Origin of the sequence: Flavobacterium restrictum, assembly GCF_007097245.1 — a bacterium.
Taxonomy (GTDB): domain Bacteria; phylum Bacteroidota; class Bacteroidia; order Flavobacteriales; family Flavobacteriaceae; genus Flavobacterium; species Flavobacterium restrictum.
Genome location: NZ_VJZT01000006.1, coordinates 77,395 through 95,331, shown reverse-complemented (window position 1 = coordinate 95,331; position 17,937 = coordinate 77,395). Strand labels below are relative to the sequence as shown.

The following is a 17,937-nucleotide window of genomic DNA, read 5'->3' as shown; positions in this document are numbered from 1 at the left end:
ATTATGAAAAAGATAGTATTATTACTAGCATTTTTTGCCCTGACTATATCTTCTTGTACAGATGATATTACGGGATTAAATGAAGATACAAAAAACCCAACTACAACGAAACCAGAGTTTCTTTTTACAAATGCTCAAAAAACGTTAGTAGACCAAATGGTTAATACATCTGTTAATACAAATGTGTTTCGATTGTTCTCCCAATATTGGACAGAGACAACGTACCCTGATGAAAGTCAATACGACATTACAACAAGAACAATTCCTGACAGACATTTCAGAATTTTATACAGAGACGTATTGAGAGATTTACAAGAATCAAAAATGTTGTTAGACAAAGAACTTCCAATAACACCAGAAGCAATAGCAATATTGAACAACAAAAAAGCTTTAATTGAAATATTATCTGTTTACAGTTATAGTGTTTTGGTTGATACATTTGGAGATGTACCTTATTCAGAAGCATTGGATATTGAAGGTCACCCACTACCAAAATATGATGATGCTAAAACCATTTACAAAGATTTAATTTCAAGATTAACCGTTGCTTCAGGTTCATTAACTACTGGAACTGAAAGTTTTGGCGATGCTGATCTAATCTACGGAGGAACAGCTTCTAAATGGAAAAAATTTGCAAATTCATTGAAATTAAGATTAGCAGTTAATATGGCAGATGTAGATCTTCCTTACGCCACTAGTCAAATAACAGCTGCGGTTACTGCAGGTTTAATAAGCAGTAATTCAGACAATACAAACTTAATTTACTTGCCACTACAACCAAATGCAAACCCATTGTATGCTGATTTAGTAGTTAGTGGAAGAAATGATTTTGTAGTAGCGAATACTTTAGTAGACAAAATGAATACGCTTTCTGATCCTAGAAGAGCTAAATATTTTGACTACAAAACTGGAACTACAAATTATGTAGGTGGTGTTTATGGAGGGTCTAATAACTTTGCGGCTTTCTCTCATATTTCAGCAACTATAGCAGATCCAACATTTGCAGGTACTTTATTTGATTATACAGAAGTACAATTCTTACTTGCAGAAGCTGCCGCAAGAGGTATTGCTGTAGGAGGTACTGCTGGGTCTCATTATACTGCAGCAATTACTGCATCAATGGAAAACTGGGGAGTAGCAACAGCTGATGTAGCCGCTTATTTAGCACAACCAAGTGTTGCTTATGACGCAACAAATTGGAAAAAAAGTATTGGTGAGCAAGCTTGGTTGGGATTATACAACAGAGGTTTTGAAGCATGGACATCTTACAGAAGATTAGATTTCCCTGTATTGGTTGCCCCTGCTGTTACGTACAATAACCTAACAGAAGTTCCAAAAAGATATTCATATCCTTCAGTAGAACAAACATTAAACGCTACAAATGTAACTGCAGCTTCTACTGCAATAGGTGGTGACAAATTAACAACAAAAGTTTTCTGGGATAAATTCTAATTAAAAATAAAATAAAATGAAAAAATACATAAAACAAATTGTTGCGCTGGCATTAATTATGTCTTTTGCATCTTGTTCACCTGATGACGAAAAGATAGACATGCTTTCTGCTGGCGGAAGTTCAGCACTACCGGGGAGCATAAGCCGTTTAGACAATAACGTCCCTATAAACTTTACTGTAAAATTAAAAGAAGGGGTAACAGTTACTAAAATTGAAATTTACAAAAATATTGCTGCAAGTTCAACAGCTGCAATAATACTTGGAGATAAAGTTTCAGATGCAACTACAACTACTGTAGATAATGTAACAACAGCAACCTATAGTTCTTCAACTTTGGGAAGTTTTGATACATTCCCAACTGCCACTGCAGGAAATACTGGAAAAAGCGGGACTTTTGCATTAGCCATCAAATCTACTTTTTCAGACGGATCTGTTACAACAATACCTTATGTGCAAACCGTTGGAAAAGGAATTGTTTGGAAAGTTCTTGATGCTGATGGGAATGCCGTAACTAGCTCAACTAGTGGAGTTACTAGCTTTATGCTAGATGACCCAACAGCTGTTAACATTAGATATGCTGTAGTTAAAAAAGCCGCAACAGCCATTGCAAGTGTTGTTGGAGAATGGTCAAAAGATGGATTAACTTATGCTGCACTTCCTGGTAGTTTTGCAAATACAAAACAAACTATAGACATTGCTGCTATCCCATATTCTACATATGGAGGGTTAGCTGTAGACGATGTGATTTACTATAAATTCACGGTTACAACTTCAACCGGTCAAAAAGATTATATAAATACAAAAGTTACAATTGCTACTCAACCTTTAGGTTCTGAAATGACAGCAACTCTTTCTGATGATTTAGCATCTAACAAATTCAGTTTAAAAACTGGACTGAATTATGCTAACACTGACACAAAAAATGGAGAAATTATTTTTACTACTCCATTTGGAATCTCAAAACAAGGTACCACTGTAATTGATTTTGTAAAATCAAATGCGACACCTTATGATACAGCAGATTTATTTAAAGTTCAAGCAGATTACAATGCAGGAACAAAAGTAACTTCATTAACTGGCTTAATGATGAACGATATAATTCTTTACAAAATTGTAAGAGGTACTGGTACAGCAGCTGTAACTTCATACGGTATGATTAAAGTTGGTGATATAAACACCACTACTTTAAATGCAGTTACAACAAATTCATTCGGAATAGTATACAAAGAAGCATCATTCTTATAAATAGAAGATTCTTTAATTTTAAAACCATCAGCTTCTGCTGGTGGTTTTTTTTATACAAACCTTTTACCTAACTTTGCCACATGGAAAAAGAACATCAAATATTTGGGATTAGAGCAATCATTGAAGCCATACAAGCAGGCGCAACAGTAGACAAAGTCTACATTCAGAAAGAAGCAAGTAGCGAATTGATGAAGGATTTAATGAAAGTAATGAAACGAGGAAATATCAATTTTTCCTATGTTCCTGTCGAAAAATTAAACCGCCTCACTCCAAACAACCACCAAGGTGCTGTAGCTAGCATCTCTCCTATTTCGTTTTTTGATTTGGAAACATTAATCGAAACGGTTTTGGAAAATGGTAAAAAACCGTTATTCCTAATTCTAGATCAAATATCAGATGCGCGTAACTTTGGTGCTATTATCCGTACTGCAGAATGCACTGGAGTGAATGGTATTATTGTTCAGAAAGCAGGTTCTGCTCCCGTAAATGGTGACACCGTGAAAACATCGGCTGGTGCTGTATTTAATATTCCAATTTGTAAAGTAGAACATATTAAAGATGCCATCTTCTTACTGCAAGCAAGTGGTATTAAAACTATTGCCGCAACCGAAAAAACGGATCAAAATATTTACGACCTTTCCTTAAACGAACCAATTGCAATTATCATGGGTTCCGAGGATCGTGGTGTAAACCCATCAGTATTGAAAATTGTCGATGAAAAGGCCAAATTACCAATGTTTGGAACTATTGGCTCACTGAATGTTTCTGTAGCTTGTGGTGCTTTTTTATACGAAGCCGTTAGACAAAGAAGCTAAAGAGTTCTATACGAAGAGTAAAAAAATTTTATTTCAGATAAAGCACAAAAATGAATTAAGACTTTGGTTTTGATTCATTTTTTTTTGTATTAGCAAAACTAAAAAACAAAAACTCTTATCGCAATTACCTATTGTTTAAAAATATTTTTTACACTAAACTTTAATGTTGGAAATGTTGGACTTTCAAGTTTACCACTTTCAACGATTGGTTTCAAACCGACGAATTTATTTTCATTTAGCACATAAATCAAAATAGTTTTATCAGATTGGTTGACAATCCAATATTCTTTTACCCCGTTCTCTTCATACAAATCGAATTTAATAGTCATTTCTCGATACGAATTCCCAGGAGAAAGAATTTCAATAATCAAATCTGGTGCTCCAATACACCCCTTATCATCAAGTTTGTTTATATCACATACAACGCACAAATCGGGTTGCACTACCGAAGTTATTTGATTATCCTTTGTACTTTCTTTAAAATTAATTAGGCGGACATCAAAAGGAGCAGTATACATTTTACAAGTAGTCTTGTAAAATGTTTTATCTAACTGGCGTGCTATCGACCATGAAGTGTCTTGATGAGAACGACTTGGAGCTGGACTCATCTTAAAAATCTTGCCTTTTATTATTTCAACTCTATCCTTAAATTGCCACAACAAATAATCGGCGTATGTATAACTCCCTTTTAAGTCAAGTTGCTTAATATTTGTAATAATTGTGCTCATTTTTAAATTTTATACTTACAAAAATACAAAATAATTCAATTCATCTCTTCAAAATCACAAATCTCATTTTCTTCTAGGACAGGTATATTTACAAAATTCCCGTTCTCGTCAAATCGCTGCATAAACTTGTCTTCTAGCGGATTGTAATCCGGTTGCTCCCAATCGTATTTTGCGACCTTTTTGTACTCGGCAGTTTTGTATAATAAAGACAAAACGAAACCTGTAATAAGTCCTGCCAAATGCCCCTCCCACGAAATGGTATCGTCTACTTTTGGAAAAGCATACCAAATCATCCCGCCATACACTAAAATTATGGTTAATGAAAGTGCTACCAACCGATAATACTGGGTTTGTATGCCTTTGAAAAAAATAAAACTAACCAGAACATAAATCAATCCACTGGCACCTATATGATAATTCTCTCTGCCAATTACCCAGGTAATAAAACCAGAAAATAAGATTCCATATCCAATAACTACAACTGTTTGCTGGCGATAAAAATAACGCAATGCCGCTAGTAACACCAAAAGAGGAATGGAATTATGATACAAATGACTTACATCCGAATGGATAAAGGGACTAAATAGAATTCCTTGTAAACCAGAAAATGTTCTTGGTAGAATTCCATTTTCATCAAAATCAAAGTCAAAGCGAATTTCTAACCAAAAAACAAACCACAAACTCAAAACAAATACAAGAGGGATTACAATAACAGAATTGCTATATTTAAATTGATTGTCGCTCATTATAACTTTTAGATTTTTGATTTAAAAGATTTATTCAAAAATTTATCCAAAAAAAAAACCTGCTATTTTGTCATATTTAGAAAAAGAGAGCATAAAATATAGACCAAGACATTCACTTTTGAAAGCTCTAAAAACAACGAACGAATTTATTTACATAAATTCAAAATAAAATTCAATCTAAAGAAAAAGTTTGTATTTTTATGTTACATTTGCATGAATAAATTATTTTATGGATAATCATGAATTAAGAATAACAGCGATAGAGACCAAAGTGGATAGTATTGGGGATCAACTTACAGCTGGTTTTGAATTGATATTAGCACGCCTTGACAGTATTGATACCAAAATATCAGACATTAAAGGAGATGCAAAAGGTAATTTAGGAGCTGTTGAAGTTGCTGTGAATGATGGATTTAAAAAAGTAATTGAAGAACTTAAAAAGATAAATCACGTAACAAGATACGAAGAACAAATAAAAAATACTTCAGGTCTTCGCAATTAATTAAAAGTTAACATTTATACATATAAAAATTCGTTTCAAAATTGAAACGATTTTTTTTTGACTTTAAAAAAATATACTGCGTAAAATCATTTCGAAACACCCAACATTGATAGTAGCTTCAAATAAAAGCAGTATTTTTACCAAAGTTACTTTTTGATTCCAGATTAAAAACTAACCCTTTTTGATTTAAGATTAAAAAAATGGAAGCACCACTAGCCGAACGCATACGCCCACAAAAACTAGAAGAATACATCAGTCAATTGCATTTAGTTGGCTCAAACGGTTCTTTGACCCAACAAATTGCCAAAGGAATAATTCCGTCTTTACTTTTTTGGGGACCACCAGGAACTGGCAAAACGACTTTGGCTCAAATTATTGCACAAGAATCCAAGCGTCCGTTTTATGTACTGAGTGCTATTAATTCTGGTGTGAAGGACATTAGGGATGTGATTGAAAAAGCCAAACAAAGTGGCGGTTTATTTACTTCCAAAAATCCCATATTGTTTATTGATGAAATTCATCGATTTAGTAAATCGCAACAAGACTCCCTTCTCGCTGCAGTCGAAAAAGGGTGGATTACGCTCATAGGTGCCACCACCGAGAATCCAAGTTTTGAAGTTATACCCGCTTTGCTTTCGCGCTGTCAAGTCTATGTTTTGAATGCATTTACAAAAGTAGATTTAGAAACGTTACTAGCCCGAGCAATGCAAACAGATGCTTACATGGCATCAAAAAATATTCAATTAAAAGAAACCGAAGCGTTGTTGCGACTTTCAGGAGGTGATGGACGAAAACTATTAAATATTTTCGAATTGGTCGTAAACGCCTCCAATGAAGATGAAATCATCATTACCAACGACCGTGTTTTTGAATTGGTGCAACAAAATACCGTTTTGTATGACAAAAGTGGCGAACAACATTATGACATAGTTTCGGCATTTATAAAATCCATACGCGGCAGTGATCCTAATGCAGCCGTATATTGGTTAGCACGCATGATTGAAGGAGGCGAAGACGTGAAATTTATAGCCCGAAGAATGCTAATTCTGTCCAGTGAAGATATTGGCAATGCAAATCCAACTGCTTTTATTATGGCAAACAATACCTTCCAAGCTGTGGCCATTATAGGCTATCCCGAAAGCCGAATTCTATTGAGTCAATGCGCTATTTATTTAGCAACATCTGCTAAAAGCAACGCCTCCTATCTAGCCATTGGCAATGCTCAAGCAGCCGTAAAACAAACAGGTAACTTATCCGTACCGCTTCATTTACGAAATGCTCCGACTAAATTGATGAAAGAATTAGGCTATGGCGAAGAATACAAATATTCGCATGATTATGCCAATAATTTTGCCGATCAGGAATTTCTCCCCGATACTTTGAGCAATACTGCCTTTTACGTTCCTGGCAATAATTCGAGAGAAAATACGAATCGGGAGTTTTTGAGAAATCGCTGGAAAAGTAAATATGGGTATTAATGCAATCCAAAAAAACACTAGAATAGAAATAGTATCTGATTCTATAAGCAATTGGTATTATATTTTAATCCTACGGTAATGTTGTAAAGTAGAAAAAACATCAAGTATGTAAATTCTGTTTTCTTCTATGCTATAAATTATTTTGTAATTCCATTTTGGAAAAAATCTAATTTTTTCAGAATTATAAAGTGGTTCTTTTGGATTTTTTTCTGGGAAGACATTTAATTTTTCTCCTAAATCAAGTAAAGTATCAACAACAAAATTTGCGTTTTGAGGACTTTCTATAAAAATATAATCATAAATAGATTGCAATGAAAATATAGAATCTTCTGACCATTCCACTAATTTCATTAGCGTATAATTTTATTTTTCGCCTCTAATGTAGAATAGCCCAAAGTACCAGAATCTGATGCAATCAATATTTTATCTAAATGATTTTTATATTCTTTCACAGAAAGTGCTTTTCCAGAGGCAGTATAAGTAAAAACATTTTTATTAAGCAATTCTTCAATTTCTTTAAGCAATTCTGAATCCGTTATATCTAAAACTCTGTGCACAATATTATTACGTTGCGTTGCTATATTCATACCTTTTCTTTTTAAATTTAAATAATTCATTTCGTCTCAAAAAAACTAAAACTTAACCGAAATTTTCTCTGAAATTAATTTATCGTCTTGGTAATATTCAAAAAACCACTGCTTGTCTTTGGTAATAAAAACGCCTTGAATCGTTCCTTTTACAGCGGTATAATAATCTTTTACGGATGTTTTATAGATTTTGATAACCACTTTTGGTGTACTATCTACCAATTGAAATCCGTTTGAAGATGGTTGCGCATACAGCAAATCAGTACTAGTTATTTCCGCTTTTGAATCGGCAGTACTAGTAGGTATTGCGATTACTGGTACTGCAACAGCTGCTATCACAGGAACGGCAGGAACGATGGGAACAGCAGGAATCAAAGTGTTCGCAACTGGACTGTATTTATATTGCAAAGCATAAACAGACTCGAAGGCTTCGTTTAAAGCTTCGGTGTAGGCAAGTTGATAATCCTTTTCTTTACTCATACCGTTAACCGATTGAAAAACAATTTTACCGTTACAGTCCTTGAAAACCACATGCAATTTGGTCGTTAAAAAAGATTTTTCTTTAATCACATCATAATACAACAAACTGCATCTATCATTATTTGCTTTTGGCAAACTTTCGCTGGTATAAAATGCTTGAAAACCTGCTTTATTCAAATTAAATTTGGACAAAGTCGATAATCTATATTGATTTTCGGATTTGGTAAAATCAAATTTCAAAGGAATCAAAACAGTTTCATAGTCATTTACCGATTGTGAAAAACAATAGGATACTGCAAAAAGGAATACGAATAGATACTTTTTCATGGGTTATAAATATTTTTTTAATTGAATTAAGTGGTTGATTTGTTTGATATTTTGATCGGTTTGTACGTTATGTGTATTAAAAAAAATAGCTTCCAACCCAGCATTCAAAGCACCATAAACATCGGCTTCTATACAATCCCCAATCATTACGCTGGTTTCTTTTTTGGCATTGGCCAAATTCAAAGCATAGTCAAAGATAATAGAATTTGGTTTCTTTACACCTGCCATCTCGGAATTTGTAATCGTTTGAAAAAAATTAGCAATATTCGAATTCTTAATCTTCTTTTCTTGAACGGAAGCAAAACCATTTGTAATGATATGCAAACGGTATTTTTGATTCAAATAGTCTAAAATTTCAAAAGTACCCTCAAAAAGATGATTATTTTCGGGCAAAATAGTAATATAATCATTTGCCATTTGGTCAATCTCTTCATCCGAAATGGAATAATTCAAGGCGTCAAAGGAATGTTTGAGTCGGTTGTAACGCAATTCCTCGTGTGTAATGGTATCGTATTGGTACAATTTCCAACAGGCTTGATTGATGGGAATATATTTTTCGATAAATAGATTCACGGCAAGATTTGGATACTTTTGTTCGAAAATAGTCGCAAAGGCCATTTCCGAATTTTTATCAAAATCCCAAAGGGTGTGGTCTAAATCAAAGAAGACATCTTTTATGTTATTTATCATCATGAAAATAATTAATTTAAAAAATTCCATCATCAGCAAAACTATAATAGCCGTGCTCGGTAACGATAATGTGATCCAAAACTGGAATCGTAAGATGTTTTCCTGCGATTTTTATTTTTCGAGTAATTTCGATATCAGCATCACTAGCTTCTAATTTTCCCGAAGGATGATTGTGCGTTAGGATAATGGCAGCGGCATTTTGTTCGAATGCTGTTTTGAAAATCAACCGAATATCGACTACGGTTCCTGTCATTCCGCCTTTGCTCAATTGGGATTTGAAGAGAATTTTATTGGAATTATTCAAAAACAAAACCCAAAATTCCTCGTGAGACAACTCGCCTATTAGAGGTTGCATGACTTCAAAAACGATTTTACTAGAAGTAACTTTGGTCAGCTCAACCACCTCCTCGGTGCGGCGGCGGCGAGCTAATTCCATCGAAGCAATAATCGAAATAGCCTTGGCCTCGCCTATTCCCTTAAAAGTCATCAATTGCGAAAGCGACATTTTTCCCAAACTATTAAGGTTATTTTCCACAGAGGCAAGGATGCGTTTGCTTAAATCCACAGCACTTTCGTTGCGGTTGCCCGATCCAATCAAAATAGCCATTAATTCGGCATCACTCAAAACGCTTTTGCCTTTTAGCATCAGTTTTTCTCGTGGCTTGTCGTCTTCTGCCCAATGGGTAATGGGGAAATTAGGTTGTTCCATTATTGTACGAAAAGGAATAATTAATATTAGGCTAAAAGTAATGAAAGCATTTTATTTTTTGACTTTTACAATACCAATTAATTTGTTCTAACAAAATAAAAAAGAGATTCCTACGGAATGACAAAAGCGCTACATCGTTTAGGAAAAAAAACTAAATTTTACGCATTAAGGACAAATACTATTTACGAATTTGTCATTCCGTAGGAATCTATTATTTAAAATGATAATTCCAAAACTCTAAATTGGGATTTGCTTCTTTTATTAAATGTAACTTTTTCTCTCTTGAAAGGTTTTTAATGTCCTTCTCTCTTTCAATTGCCAATTGAATCCAAGTAAATTTTTCATAATGAATCAAAAAATGTGAATTATATCGTGCAGTAAAACTATTTGGATTTAATTTACTTTCATGTTGTTGCAATCGTAACTTCAAATTATTAGTTACACCTGTGTATAAAACAGTTCTGTTTTTATTCGTCAAAATATAAACATAAAACGTGTAAATTCCTTCAGTGTATTCAATCATGACAATAATTTTAATTATTTAAAAGATTCCTACGGAATGACAAACAATGTATTCTATTATACCACCAACCCCTTTACTTCCTCAAAATTCAATCCGCCATAGTTACCGGAACTCATCAATAGCAATGCGGAATTCTCCAGGTTTTGGTTGAATAAAAAAGTTTTAAATTCCGCTGGATTCGTATATATAATCAAATCTTCCCGGTTAAATGCTTTGGCAATTTGTTCATACGTTACTTCTTCCAATTGCTTAATTTTTACCGCATCGGGTGAGTAAAACACTACTGCCACATCGGCATATTCCAGTGCGCCTTCGTACTCTTTTAGGAATTCGGCATTCAAACTACTGTAGGTGTGCAATTCCAAACAAGCTACCAAGGTTCTATTAGGATATTGTTCTTTTACGGCTTTGGTAGTGGCAGCAACTTTGCTTGGAGAATGGGCAAAATCCTTGTAAGCGACTTTGGTTTTGCTCTCGGCAATTTTTTCTAGTCGTTTGGAGGCACCTTTAAAACTGGCAATCGCTTCATAAAAATCAGCTTCATCCACACCCATATTTTGGCAAATCCATTTGGCTCCAGCCAAATTATTGAGATTGTGCGCTCCAAAAACTTCAATAGGCATTAAGCCTTCGGGGGTTTCTAGAAGCGTAACTCCATCTTTTACTTCATATTTTGGGGTACTGTACGGCATTTTTCGGATGGGATTTGTGGCGGCTTCGGCAACACGTTTCACTTCCGGATCTTCTTCATTGTAAACTAGAATTCCTCCGTTCGTAATTTTGGCAATAAAGGTTTCAAACTGCTCTACATAGAAATCATAAGTAGGAAAAACATTGATATGATCCCAAGCAATACCTGAAATCAAGGCAATATTAGGCTGATACAAATGGAATTTTGGACGTCTATCAATTGGCGAAGATAAATATTCATCGCCCTCCAGAACTATAAAATCAGTTGAATCGGTAAGGTGCACCATCGTGTCAAATCCTTCGAGTTGCGCGCCCACCATGTAATCGACTTCAATGTTATGAAAGTGCATGACGTGCAAAATCATCGAAGTAATGGTCGTTTTTCCGTGGGAACCGCCTATAACTACTCGGGTTTTGTTCTTGGATTGCTCGTACAAAAATTCGGGGTAGGAATAAATTTTAAGTCCTAATTGCTGTGCTTTTAACAATTCAGGATTATCTGCTTTGGCGTGCATTCCTAGGATTACGGCTTCAATAGCTGGTGTTATTTTTTCGGGAAACCAACCCATTTGAGCTGGCAAAATTCCTTTTTTGTCCAAGCGAGATTTGGATGGTTCAAAAATAGCATCGTCACTTCCTGTAACTTGATACCCTTTGTTGTGCAATGCCAAAGCCAAGTTGTGCATCGCGCTGCCGCCAATGGCTATAAAATGTGTTCTCATTTTCTTATTTCAATATTAATCTTGTTGTGAATTTTCTATTATTCTAGAAAGATTGTCAAATAAATTGACAATATCTTGATGTAAATCTGTTTCTTTCATATTATTAGAAACAGATAATCTATTAATTATTAAATCATCATTATTTAATTTCTTAATTTGTTCAAAAAGACAGTTCTGGTTTTCAAATAATAATTTTTTCCCATCCAATACTTTAAAAATAGAAGCATTAAGTTCCCTCCAAGTAGAATTAAATGGTAAGGTTAAATTTTCGCTACTAAAAAAATTATCTATTAAATTCATGTAGGGTACCGTGTACAAATTCGGACTTTCAAAATCGAAATTTAATGTTGAACAAACTGCTCTTTTCCAAGCATCAGGAACAAGCAGATAATTATCTATATTTTTTCGCTTCCATTCATTTAAAACGATGTTGTCTGCTTTTGGATTTATTGCAACTTCTTCGCTATCATAGTCAAGTAGAATAGCTCTTTTTACTAGTGGATTAATTTGTTTTAAAGCTCTGAAATGTTTGTCAGCTTTATCCTGCATTTCTTTTTTGGTTGACCCCCCTAATATAAATGGATAAAATCTCTCATAAATATTTTTTTTATTTAAAATATTAGCCCATGAAGATAATAACCTTTCATCGTCTTCACCTTCAATATACAAAATGAAAGGACTAGACTGCGTTCTTACAACATCAATATTATCAATCTCACTTAAAGCATGGAGAACTTCATAATTAGAAACAACCCTTGTGGGCTTACCTGATAGCATTGATAGAATTGATGGTATTTCTACACTCTTTATAAACTCTTCAGAATGTGTTGCAATGATAAACTGTTTTTTGTTAATCAACTTAAAATAATTGACTATTTGACGCTGTAAATTAACATGTAAATGCGCATCGGGTTCATCTAATAATATCGTTGTAACATCAGGATATCCATAAACAAAAGCTAAAAGTGTTATAATTTGATGAAAACCACTACCGCCAGAAATTACATCAAATGTTTTTTTATTCGCTTTATATTCCGCGATTATTTCGGTGCTTATTCCCTTTTCATAAGAGGGAATTTTTAATTCTATATCAAACCACTCTTTTATTCTTTCTACAATTTCTTTCCAATCTTCATTCTTTTTTATTTCAATATCTTCTCTATCAATAACTCTATACAATAAATTCCTTAATACAGAACCAGGCTGTGCTTTGCCAATTTGTTGTCGTACATTACCGTCATCAATCCACTTTTCGTGAGGCTCTAAACCTGAAAAAGGGGGCACATATACTACTTTTGGAAAACTTGTCAGATTCACTTTTTCAGTAAAATTTGCCCAATCACCTTGAGGAATTGCAAAAGCAGCTTGAGGTGACTGGTATCTCATTTGCACACAGAAATTTTGTTCGGTTTGATTTTCATCATACCAATAAACATCGATTTCAATATAAATAAATTTTTGTGCTTTTTTCCCTGACTTTAATTCATCTGCAATATATTCTCTATCCGTCCTATCTGTCCATAAAAGGTTAAATTCCGGCAAAGGTAGTGCTGTAAAATTTGGCAAAACAACTTGAATACCCTTGCTTCCTTTCCTTTTTGATGCTGAAAATTGATTTACACAATATTGCCAAATAGCTAACGCCTGTAGGGCTGTACTTTTACCACTATTATTTGCTCCAACAATTAAATCAAATTCATTAAATAAAAATATTTCTGATTTTATTCGTTTGAAATTTTTTAATACTAGTTTATGTATCATAGTTACTCTTTGTTTTATCAAAAATTTTCATTACACCTTATACTGTCATGTAAATTAGCCGTGTATTGTAACAAATATATAAACCTCATTTAGTTTTTTCCATTTGTTCGTCATTTATTTTATCTAAATAATATTGGATTATAATAATCCATCTATTTATGAAGAAGATTAAGGTGAATTAATTGCCTCAAAATGTTTTTTATCTTTTTTTTTGATATTCGTCTAAAACTGCTTTTGCCTTTTCGGGATTATTCATTTTATTTTTATACAAATTAGCCAGCATTTGATAGCTCGTTTTGGAGCCACTTACGGCAATTGCTCTTTTATATTGTTGCTCGGCATCCGTGTAGCGTTTAAAATATTCGTTGATATGCCCTTTGGACAAAAAGCCATCAATAGGTGATAATTTCAATAATTCATCGGAATATTTAAGTGCCACCGACTGGCTTCCGCCCACAATACCTGGCAATTGCAAATTCAATTCTATCAATGCCCAACGCGCTTCAATGTGTTTGGGGTCGAGTGCAATTGCTTTTTCAAACGAACTTCTTACCTCCCCAATCATTCCTAAAGCCCTGAATTTATTGACCTTGGTAGCTTTCATTCCAAGTGCGCCACCATATTTATAGTAATAATTGGCTTCGGTGGGTTTTAAGGATTTTAGTTTTTTGTAATATCCAATGGCTTTATCCCACGCTTTAGAATAGCCCGCAATATCCCCCAAATATTCGATTGCTTTTAGGTTAGAAGGATTTTCTTTTACAATACTTTCAAAAAGAGGGCGTGCTTGATCAAATTTCTCTTCTTTGAACAATTTTTCGGCGGTATCAAAGTTCACTTGCGACCAAATTAGGAGTGGAAATAGTAAAAATAGCGTTACAATTTGTTTCATGGTTCAAAAATAAGGAAATTTTAACTTACACTTTCTTAAGGTTTTGTAAAAGGTTCATAGGTTTTCAAAAAAAAAGCGATTTTATTTTTTTAAATCAGCTAAACCATTCGTAACACTAAAAATACATTGTCCTAACACAACCCGATTAATTTTGGCAACAAAAAACGAATGAAAATATTTTATGCCATACAAGCAACAGGCAATGGACACATTAGCAGAGCGATTCAATTGTATCCTTATTTACAAAAATTTGGCGAAGTCGATTTTCTTTTAAGCGGTAGTTATTCGTCCTTAACCCCAACTATTCCTATCAAATACCGTAGCAATGGGTGCAGCTTGCATTACAGCCAATGTGGAGGACTTGATTATTGGAATATTGCCAAAAAAGTAAAACCAAATCAAATCTATAAAGATGCTCGAGCTCTTCCTCTAGAAAAATATGATTTAATCATCAATGATTTTGATTCCATTACGGCACTCGCTTGCAAGTTACAAAACAAACATTCGGTCTCTTTTGGACATCAAGCAAGTTTTGAATCCAAATTGACACCTCGACCGGACAAAAAAAATTTTATTGGCGAAACTATTTTCAAGCATTATGCCCCAGCTTCCAAATATATCGGGTTGCATTTTGAGAAATATGATGATTTTATCTATCCTCCCATTATCAAAGACGTAATTACAAACGCAACACCCAAAAACGAAGGGCATATAACCGTTTATTTGCCCTCTTTTCAGAAAGAATGTTTAGAAAAAGCGTTTCATAAACTCTCAAACACGGCCTTTCATTGGTTTTTGGACACGGTAAAAACCAAATACACTTCAAAAAATATCACGTATTATCCCGTAAATCAAGACTATTTTAATCAAAGTCTCATCAGTTGCGATGGAATAATTACAGGTGGCGGTTTTGAAACACCTGCCGAAGCCTTGTTTTTAGAAAAAAAAGTGCTTTCAATCCCCATCAAAAACCATTACGAGCAAGAATGCAATGCGGCTGCACTGCATAAAATGGGTGTTCCTGTGCTCTATGAAGTAGGCAATGATTTTGATTTGGTTATCGAAAACTGGTTAAACTCCACTCCTATTTACCCAAAAATCAAAGCCAACAACATTCAAGAAACCTTGCAATTTCTATTTGATACCTATAAAGTTTAAAATAATTAAAAGCCAAAAAAAAGAGGATTTCAAAAACTGAAATCCTCTTTTGTAATCTAAAATATTGAATTAATCATTCAACATTTTCCAAAGTTTATCTTTCAACTCTGTTAAGCCTTGTTGTGCTACCGAGGAAATGAACATATAAGGAATATCTTTGAATGCAACGTCTAATTGTACTTTCAATTCAGCTTTGAGTTCGTCATCAAGCATATCACATTTTGAAATGACCAAAAGGCGTTCCTTGTCGAGCATTTCGGGATTGTATTTAGTCAATTCGTTGACTAGAATATCGTATTCGGCTTTGATGTCTGGCGTGTCTACAGGAACCAAAAACAATAAAGTCGAATTGCGCTCTATATGACGCAAGAAGTAATGACCAAGACCTTTACCCTCGGCGGCACCCTCGATGATTCCTGGAATATCAGCAATAACAAACGATTGAAAATCGCGATACGCCACGATTCCTAAATTTGGTTTCAAGGTCGTAAACGGATAATCCGCAATTTTGGGCTTGGCCGAAGTCAAAACCGATAACAATGTTGATTTTCCAGCATTAGGGAAACCTACCAAACCTACATCTGCCAATACTTTGAGTTCTAGAATTACGTCCATTTCTACCCCAGGCAAACCCGGTTGCGAGTAGCGTGGCGTTTGATTGGTCGAACTTCTAAAATGCCAGTTTCCTAATCCTCCTTTACCTCCTCGAGACAGTACTTGTTTCTCGCCATCTTCGGTAATTTCGAACAAGGTTTCCCCAGTTTCTTTGTCTTTTACAACCGTTCCTAGCGGCACTTCGATGTATTTATCATCGCCATCGGCACCTGTGCTACGATCGCCACTTCCATCACCACCGTGACCTGCTTTGATGTGACGAGCAAATTTAAGGTGAAATAAAGTCCAAAGTCCCTTGTTTCCCACTAAAAAAACGTGTCCGCCACGACCACCATCACCTCCATCAGGGCCGCCTTTTTCGATAAATTTTTCTCTATGCAAATGCGTAGACCCTTTTCCTCCTTTTCCGGAAGAAACATATATTTTTACGTAATCTACAAAATTTCCTTCTGTCATTTTAATTTTAGATTTTAGACTTTAGACTTTAGATTTCAATACAGAACTGAAACCTGCAAACTGCAATCCGATTTTAATTTTTTAAGGCTTTCACTAGTACTTTATCAATCTTCACGCCATCCATATCAATGACTTCTAACTCAAATTTTTGCCAAATCAATTTTTCTCCTTGCTTTGGAATATGAGAAAGTTCAGTCATAATTAAACCACTTACAGTGGTTACTTCATAATCATTTATCAAATCATCTAACTCGAAATACGTTAAAAAATCGTGTAACGAATAATGTCCGTCTACCAACCAAGTGCCATCTTCTCGTTCAATTAATTGAAAATCATCTTTATAAAAATCAGAAGCGTCGCCTACCAATGCTTCTAGAATATCATTTAAGGTTATAACGCCCTGAAAAACACCATATTCATCTGAAACAAAAGCATAATGAATTCCTGTTTTTTTGAATTCTTCAAGGGCTCTGTAAGCGGTGGTTTGCTCCATTATAAAAGGAGCTTCGGTCATTATTTTGGCTAAATTAAAATTATCGTTTTCAAAATGAGCAAAAATATTTTTTAGGTTGACCACTCCTACAATATCATCATAATTAGCACCATAAACGGGATAAATAGAATGCAGCTCTTTTAACATCAACTCTTTAACTTGCTCTTTATCTGAATTTAAAGGCAGAAAAACTACTGATTTGCGGTGCGTCATTAAGGAATTTACTTTTCGATCCCCAATGTGAAATACGCGTTCTACAATGTCTTGTTCTATTTCTTGCACTTCGCCACCCTCGGTGCCTTCTTTGATGATGGCTTTGATTTCTTCCTCGGTTACTTTCCCGTCAGCGGTGGGTTTTATTTGAAGTAGGTCTAATAAAAAATCCGTAGATGTGGTGAGTAACCAAATAAATGGAGCTGTTATTATGGATACTATTTTCATAGGCAACGCCACAGCTTTGGCAATGGCTTCGGGATGATTTAAACCAATACGTTTGGGTAATAATTCGCCTAAAACTAGCGAGAAAAAAGTCAACGTAACTACTACAATTCCCACGGCAATAGAATGTGCGTAAGGAATTAAAACGGCATAGGTTCTAACAAAATTTTCTACGTTTATGGTTATTTTATCACCACTGTAAATTCCGGTTAGAATCCCAATTAAGGTAATCCCAATTTGTACGGTGGACAAAAACTTATTGGGCGAATTGGCTAAATCCAAAGCGATTTTGGCACTTTTATTCCCTTTTTTGGCGGCGGTTTCTAACCTATTTTTCCTAGCCGAAATTAATGCAATTTCCGACATCGAGAAAACTCCGTTGAGGAGTATTAGAAAAAATATTATTAGTATTTCCAATTTTATATTTGT

At 34.4% G+C, this 17,937-nt stretch carries 19 protein-coding genes; 6 read left to right on the top strand and 13 right to left on the bottom strand.

Annotated elements, in window-relative coordinates; translation table 11 throughout:
• The first annotated feature begins 3 nt into the window (after positions 1-3).
• The 3 genes from FNW21_RS07625 to rlmB all read left to right on the top strand — a co-directional run bounded on the left by FNW21_RS07625 (position 4) and on the right by rlmB (position 3,513).
• Complete coding sequence (locus FNW21_RS07625) at positions 4-1,452, top strand: SusD/RagB family nutrient-binding outer membrane lipoprotein (protein WP_185963899.1); 1,449 nt, start codon at positions 4-6, stop codon at positions 1,450-1,452.
• A 16-nt stretch (positions 1,453-1,468) separates the two neighbouring features.
• On the top strand, positions 1,469-2,698 hold the full coding sequence (locus tag FNW21_RS07620) for a hypothetical protein (RefSeq protein ID WP_144256148.1): 1,230 nt from the start codon (positions 1,469-1,471) through the stop codon (positions 2,696-2,698).
• A gap of 80 nt (positions 2,699-2,778) precedes the next feature.
• On the top strand, positions 2,779-3,513 hold the full coding sequence (gene rlmB / locus FNW21_RS07615) for a 23S rRNA (guanosine(2251)-2'-O)-methyltransferase RlmB (protein ID WP_144256147.1): 735 nt from the start codon (positions 2,779-2,781) through the stop codon (positions 3,511-3,513).
• 128 nt (positions 3,514-3,641) lie between these two features.
• On the opposite strand, the gene FNW21_RS07610 is transcribed toward rlmB, so the two are convergent.
• Together FNW21_RS07610 and FNW21_RS07605 are read right to left on the bottom strand one after the other, a co-directional pair.
• On the bottom strand, positions 3,642-4,241 hold the full coding sequence (locus tag FNW21_RS07610; protein WP_144256146.1) for a Uma2 family endonuclease: 600 nt from the start codon (positions 4,239-4,241) through the stop codon (positions 3,642-3,644).
• A gap of 35 nt (positions 4,242-4,276) precedes the next feature.
• The gene (locus FNW21_RS07605) at positions 4,277-4,987 is read right to left on the bottom strand and encodes a rhomboid family intramembrane serine protease (protein ID WP_144256145.1); all 711 of its coding nucleotides are present in this window, start codon (positions 4,985-4,987) and stop codon (positions 4,277-4,279) included.
• Between the two features lie 229 nt (positions 4,988-5,216).
• On the opposite strand from FNW21_RS07605, the gene FNW21_RS07600 reads away from it, so the two are divergent.
• Both FNW21_RS07600 and FNW21_RS07595 read left to right on the top strand, forming a co-directional pair.
• Entirely contained in the window at positions 5,217-5,489 is a 273-nt protein-coding gene (locus tag FNW21_RS07600; RefSeq protein ID WP_144256144.1) for a hypothetical protein, read from the top strand.
• A gap of 200 nt (positions 5,490-5,689) precedes the next feature.
• The gene (locus tag FNW21_RS07595; RefSeq protein WP_144256143.1) at positions 5,690-6,967 is read left to right on the top strand and encodes a replication-associated recombination protein A; all 1,278 of its coding nucleotides are present in this window, start codon (positions 5,690-5,692) and stop codon (positions 6,965-6,967) included.
• Positions 6,968-7,024: 57 nt separating this feature from the next.
• Here the strand turns inward: FNW21_RS07595 and FNW21_RS07590 are convergent, their stop codons facing one another.
• From FNW21_RS07590 to FNW21_RS07550, 9 genes are all read right to left on the bottom strand, one after another.
• Entirely contained in the window at positions 7,025-7,318 is a 294-nt protein-coding gene (locus tag FNW21_RS07590; RefSeq protein WP_144256142.1) for a type II toxin-antitoxin system RelE/ParE family toxin, read from the bottom strand.
• The gene (locus FNW21_RS07585) at positions 7,318-7,554 is read right to left on the bottom strand and encodes a hypothetical protein (protein ID WP_144256141.1); all 237 of its coding nucleotides are present in this window, start codon (positions 7,552-7,554) and stop codon (positions 7,318-7,320) included. The genes FNW21_RS07590 and FNW21_RS07585 overlap by 1 nt, the downstream gene beginning before the upstream one ends.
• A gap of 45 nt (positions 7,555-7,599) precedes the next feature.
• Positions 7,600-8,361 carry a hypothetical protein gene (locus FNW21_RS07580; protein ID WP_144256140.1) on the bottom strand — a complete coding sequence of 254 codons (762 nt, stop codon included), beginning with the start codon at positions 8,359-8,361 and terminating at the stop codon, positions 7,600-7,602.
• A gap of 3 nt (positions 8,362-8,364) precedes the next feature.
• Complete coding sequence (locus FNW21_RS07575) at positions 8,365-9,051, bottom strand: YjjG family noncanonical pyrimidine nucleotidase (protein ID WP_144256227.1); 687 nt, start codon at positions 9,049-9,051, stop codon at positions 8,365-8,367.
• A gap of 16 nt (positions 9,052-9,067) precedes the next feature.
• Positions 9,068-9,760, bottom strand: coding sequence for a RadC family protein (gene radC / locus FNW21_RS07570; protein ID WP_144256139.1), 693 nt, complete (start codon positions 9,758-9,760; stop codon positions 9,068-9,070).
• Positions 9,761-9,971: 211 nt separating this feature from the next.
• Complete coding sequence (locus FNW21_RS07565) at positions 9,972-10,283, bottom strand: GIY-YIG nuclease family protein (protein ID WP_144256138.1); 312 nt, start codon at positions 10,281-10,283, stop codon at positions 9,972-9,974.
• A 56-nt stretch (positions 10,284-10,339) separates the two neighbouring features.
• Positions 10,340-11,695 carry a UDP-N-acetylmuramate--L-alanine ligase gene (locus FNW21_RS07560; protein WP_144256137.1) on the bottom strand — a complete coding sequence of 452 codons (1,356 nt, stop codon included), beginning with the start codon at positions 11,693-11,695 and terminating at the stop codon, positions 10,340-10,342.
• Positions 11,696-11,710: 15 nt separating this feature from the next.
• Positions 11,711-13,456, bottom strand: a complete 1,746-nt coding sequence (locus FNW21_RS07555) for an ATP-dependent nuclease (RefSeq protein ID WP_144256136.1) — start codon at positions 13,454-13,456, stop codon at positions 11,711-11,713.
• Between the two features lie 199 nt (positions 13,457-13,655).
• On the bottom strand, positions 13,656-14,348 hold the full coding sequence (locus tag FNW21_RS07550) for a tetratricopeptide repeat protein (RefSeq protein WP_144256135.1): 693 nt from the start codon (positions 14,346-14,348) through the stop codon (positions 13,656-13,658).
• Between the two features lie 168 nt (positions 14,349-14,516).
• On the opposite strand from FNW21_RS07550, the gene FNW21_RS07545 reads away from it, so the two are divergent.
• On the top strand, positions 14,517-15,506 hold the full coding sequence (locus FNW21_RS07545; protein ID WP_144256134.1) for a glycosyltransferase family protein: 990 nt from the start codon (positions 14,517-14,519) through the stop codon (positions 15,504-15,506).
• 69 nt (positions 15,507-15,575) lie between these two features.
• Here the strand turns inward: FNW21_RS07545 and obgE are convergent, their stop codons facing one another.
• Together obgE and FNW21_RS07535 are read right to left on the bottom strand one after the other, a co-directional pair.
• Positions 15,576-16,577, bottom strand: coding sequence for a GTPase ObgE (gene obgE / locus FNW21_RS07540; RefSeq protein ID WP_144256133.1), 1,002 nt, complete (start codon positions 16,575-16,577; stop codon positions 15,576-15,578).
• Positions 16,578-16,650: 73 nt separating this feature from the next.
• The gene (locus FNW21_RS07535) at positions 16,651-17,925 is read right to left on the bottom strand and encodes a hemolysin family protein (protein ID WP_144256132.1); all 1,275 of its coding nucleotides are present in this window, start codon (positions 17,923-17,925) and stop codon (positions 16,651-16,653) included.
• Positions 17,926-17,937 lie beyond the last annotated feature (12 nt).

Excerpts from the sequence above, each read along its gene's own strand:
- FNW21_RS07625 (WP_185963899.1), top strand. The coding sequence starts at position 4 with ATGAAAAAGATAGTATTATTACTAGCATTTTTTGCCCTGACTATATCT.
- FNW21_RS07620 (WP_144256148.1), top strand. The coding sequence starts at position 1,469 with ATGAAAAAATACATAAAACAAATTGTTGCGCTGGCATTAATTATGTCT.
- rlmB (WP_144256147.1), top strand. The coding sequence starts at position 2,779 with ATGGAAAAAGAACATCAAATATTTGGGATTAGAGCAATCATTGAAGCC.
- FNW21_RS07610 (WP_144256146.1), bottom strand. The coding sequence starts at position 4,241 with ATGAGCACAATTATTACAAATATTAAGCAACTTGACTTAAAAGGGAGT.
- FNW21_RS07605 (WP_144256145.1), bottom strand. The coding sequence starts at position 4,987 with ATGAGCGACAATCAATTTAAATATAGCAATTCTGTTATTGTAATCCCT.
- FNW21_RS07600 (WP_144256144.1), top strand. The coding sequence starts at position 5,217 with ATGGATAATCATGAATTAAGAATAACAGCGATAGAGACCAAAGTGGAT.
- FNW21_RS07595 (WP_144256143.1), top strand. The coding sequence starts at position 5,690 with ATGGAAGCACCACTAGCCGAACGCATACGCCCACAAAAACTAGAAGAA.
- FNW21_RS07590 (WP_144256142.1), bottom strand. The coding sequence starts at position 7,318 with ATGAAATTAGTGGAATGGTCAGAAGATTCTATATTTTCATTGCAATCT.
- FNW21_RS07585 (WP_144256141.1), bottom strand. The coding sequence starts at position 7,554 with ATGAATATAGCAACGCAACGTAATAATATTGTGCACAGAGTTTTAGAT.
- FNW21_RS07580 (WP_144256140.1), bottom strand. The coding sequence starts at position 8,361 with ATGAAAAAGTATCTATTCGTATTCCTTTTTGCAGTATCCTATTGTTTT.
- FNW21_RS07575 (WP_144256227.1), bottom strand. The coding sequence starts at position 9,051 with ATGATAAATAACATAAAAGATGTCTTCTTTGATTTAGACCACACCCTT.
- radC (WP_144256139.1), bottom strand. The coding sequence starts at position 9,760 with ATGGAACAACCTAATTTCCCCATTACCCATTGGGCAGAAGACGACAAG.
- FNW21_RS07565 (WP_144256138.1), bottom strand. The coding sequence starts at position 10,283 with ATGATTGAATACACTGAAGGAATTTACACGTTTTATGTTTATATTTTG.
- FNW21_RS07560 (WP_144256137.1), bottom strand. The coding sequence starts at position 11,695 with ATGAGAACACATTTTATAGCCATTGGCGGCAGCGCGATGCACAACTTG.
- FNW21_RS07555 (WP_144256136.1), bottom strand. The coding sequence starts at position 13,456 with ATGATACATAAACTAGTATTAAAAAATTTCAAACGAATAAAATCAGAA.
- FNW21_RS07550 (WP_144256135.1), bottom strand. The coding sequence starts at position 14,348 with ATGAAACAAATTGTAACGCTATTTTTACTATTTCCACTCCTAATTTGG.
- FNW21_RS07545 (WP_144256134.1), top strand. The coding sequence starts at position 14,517 with ATGAAAATATTTTATGCCATACAAGCAACAGGCAATGGACACATTAGC.
- obgE (WP_144256133.1), bottom strand. The coding sequence starts at position 16,577 with ATGACAGAAGGAAATTTTGTAGATTACGTAAAAATATATGTTTCTTCC.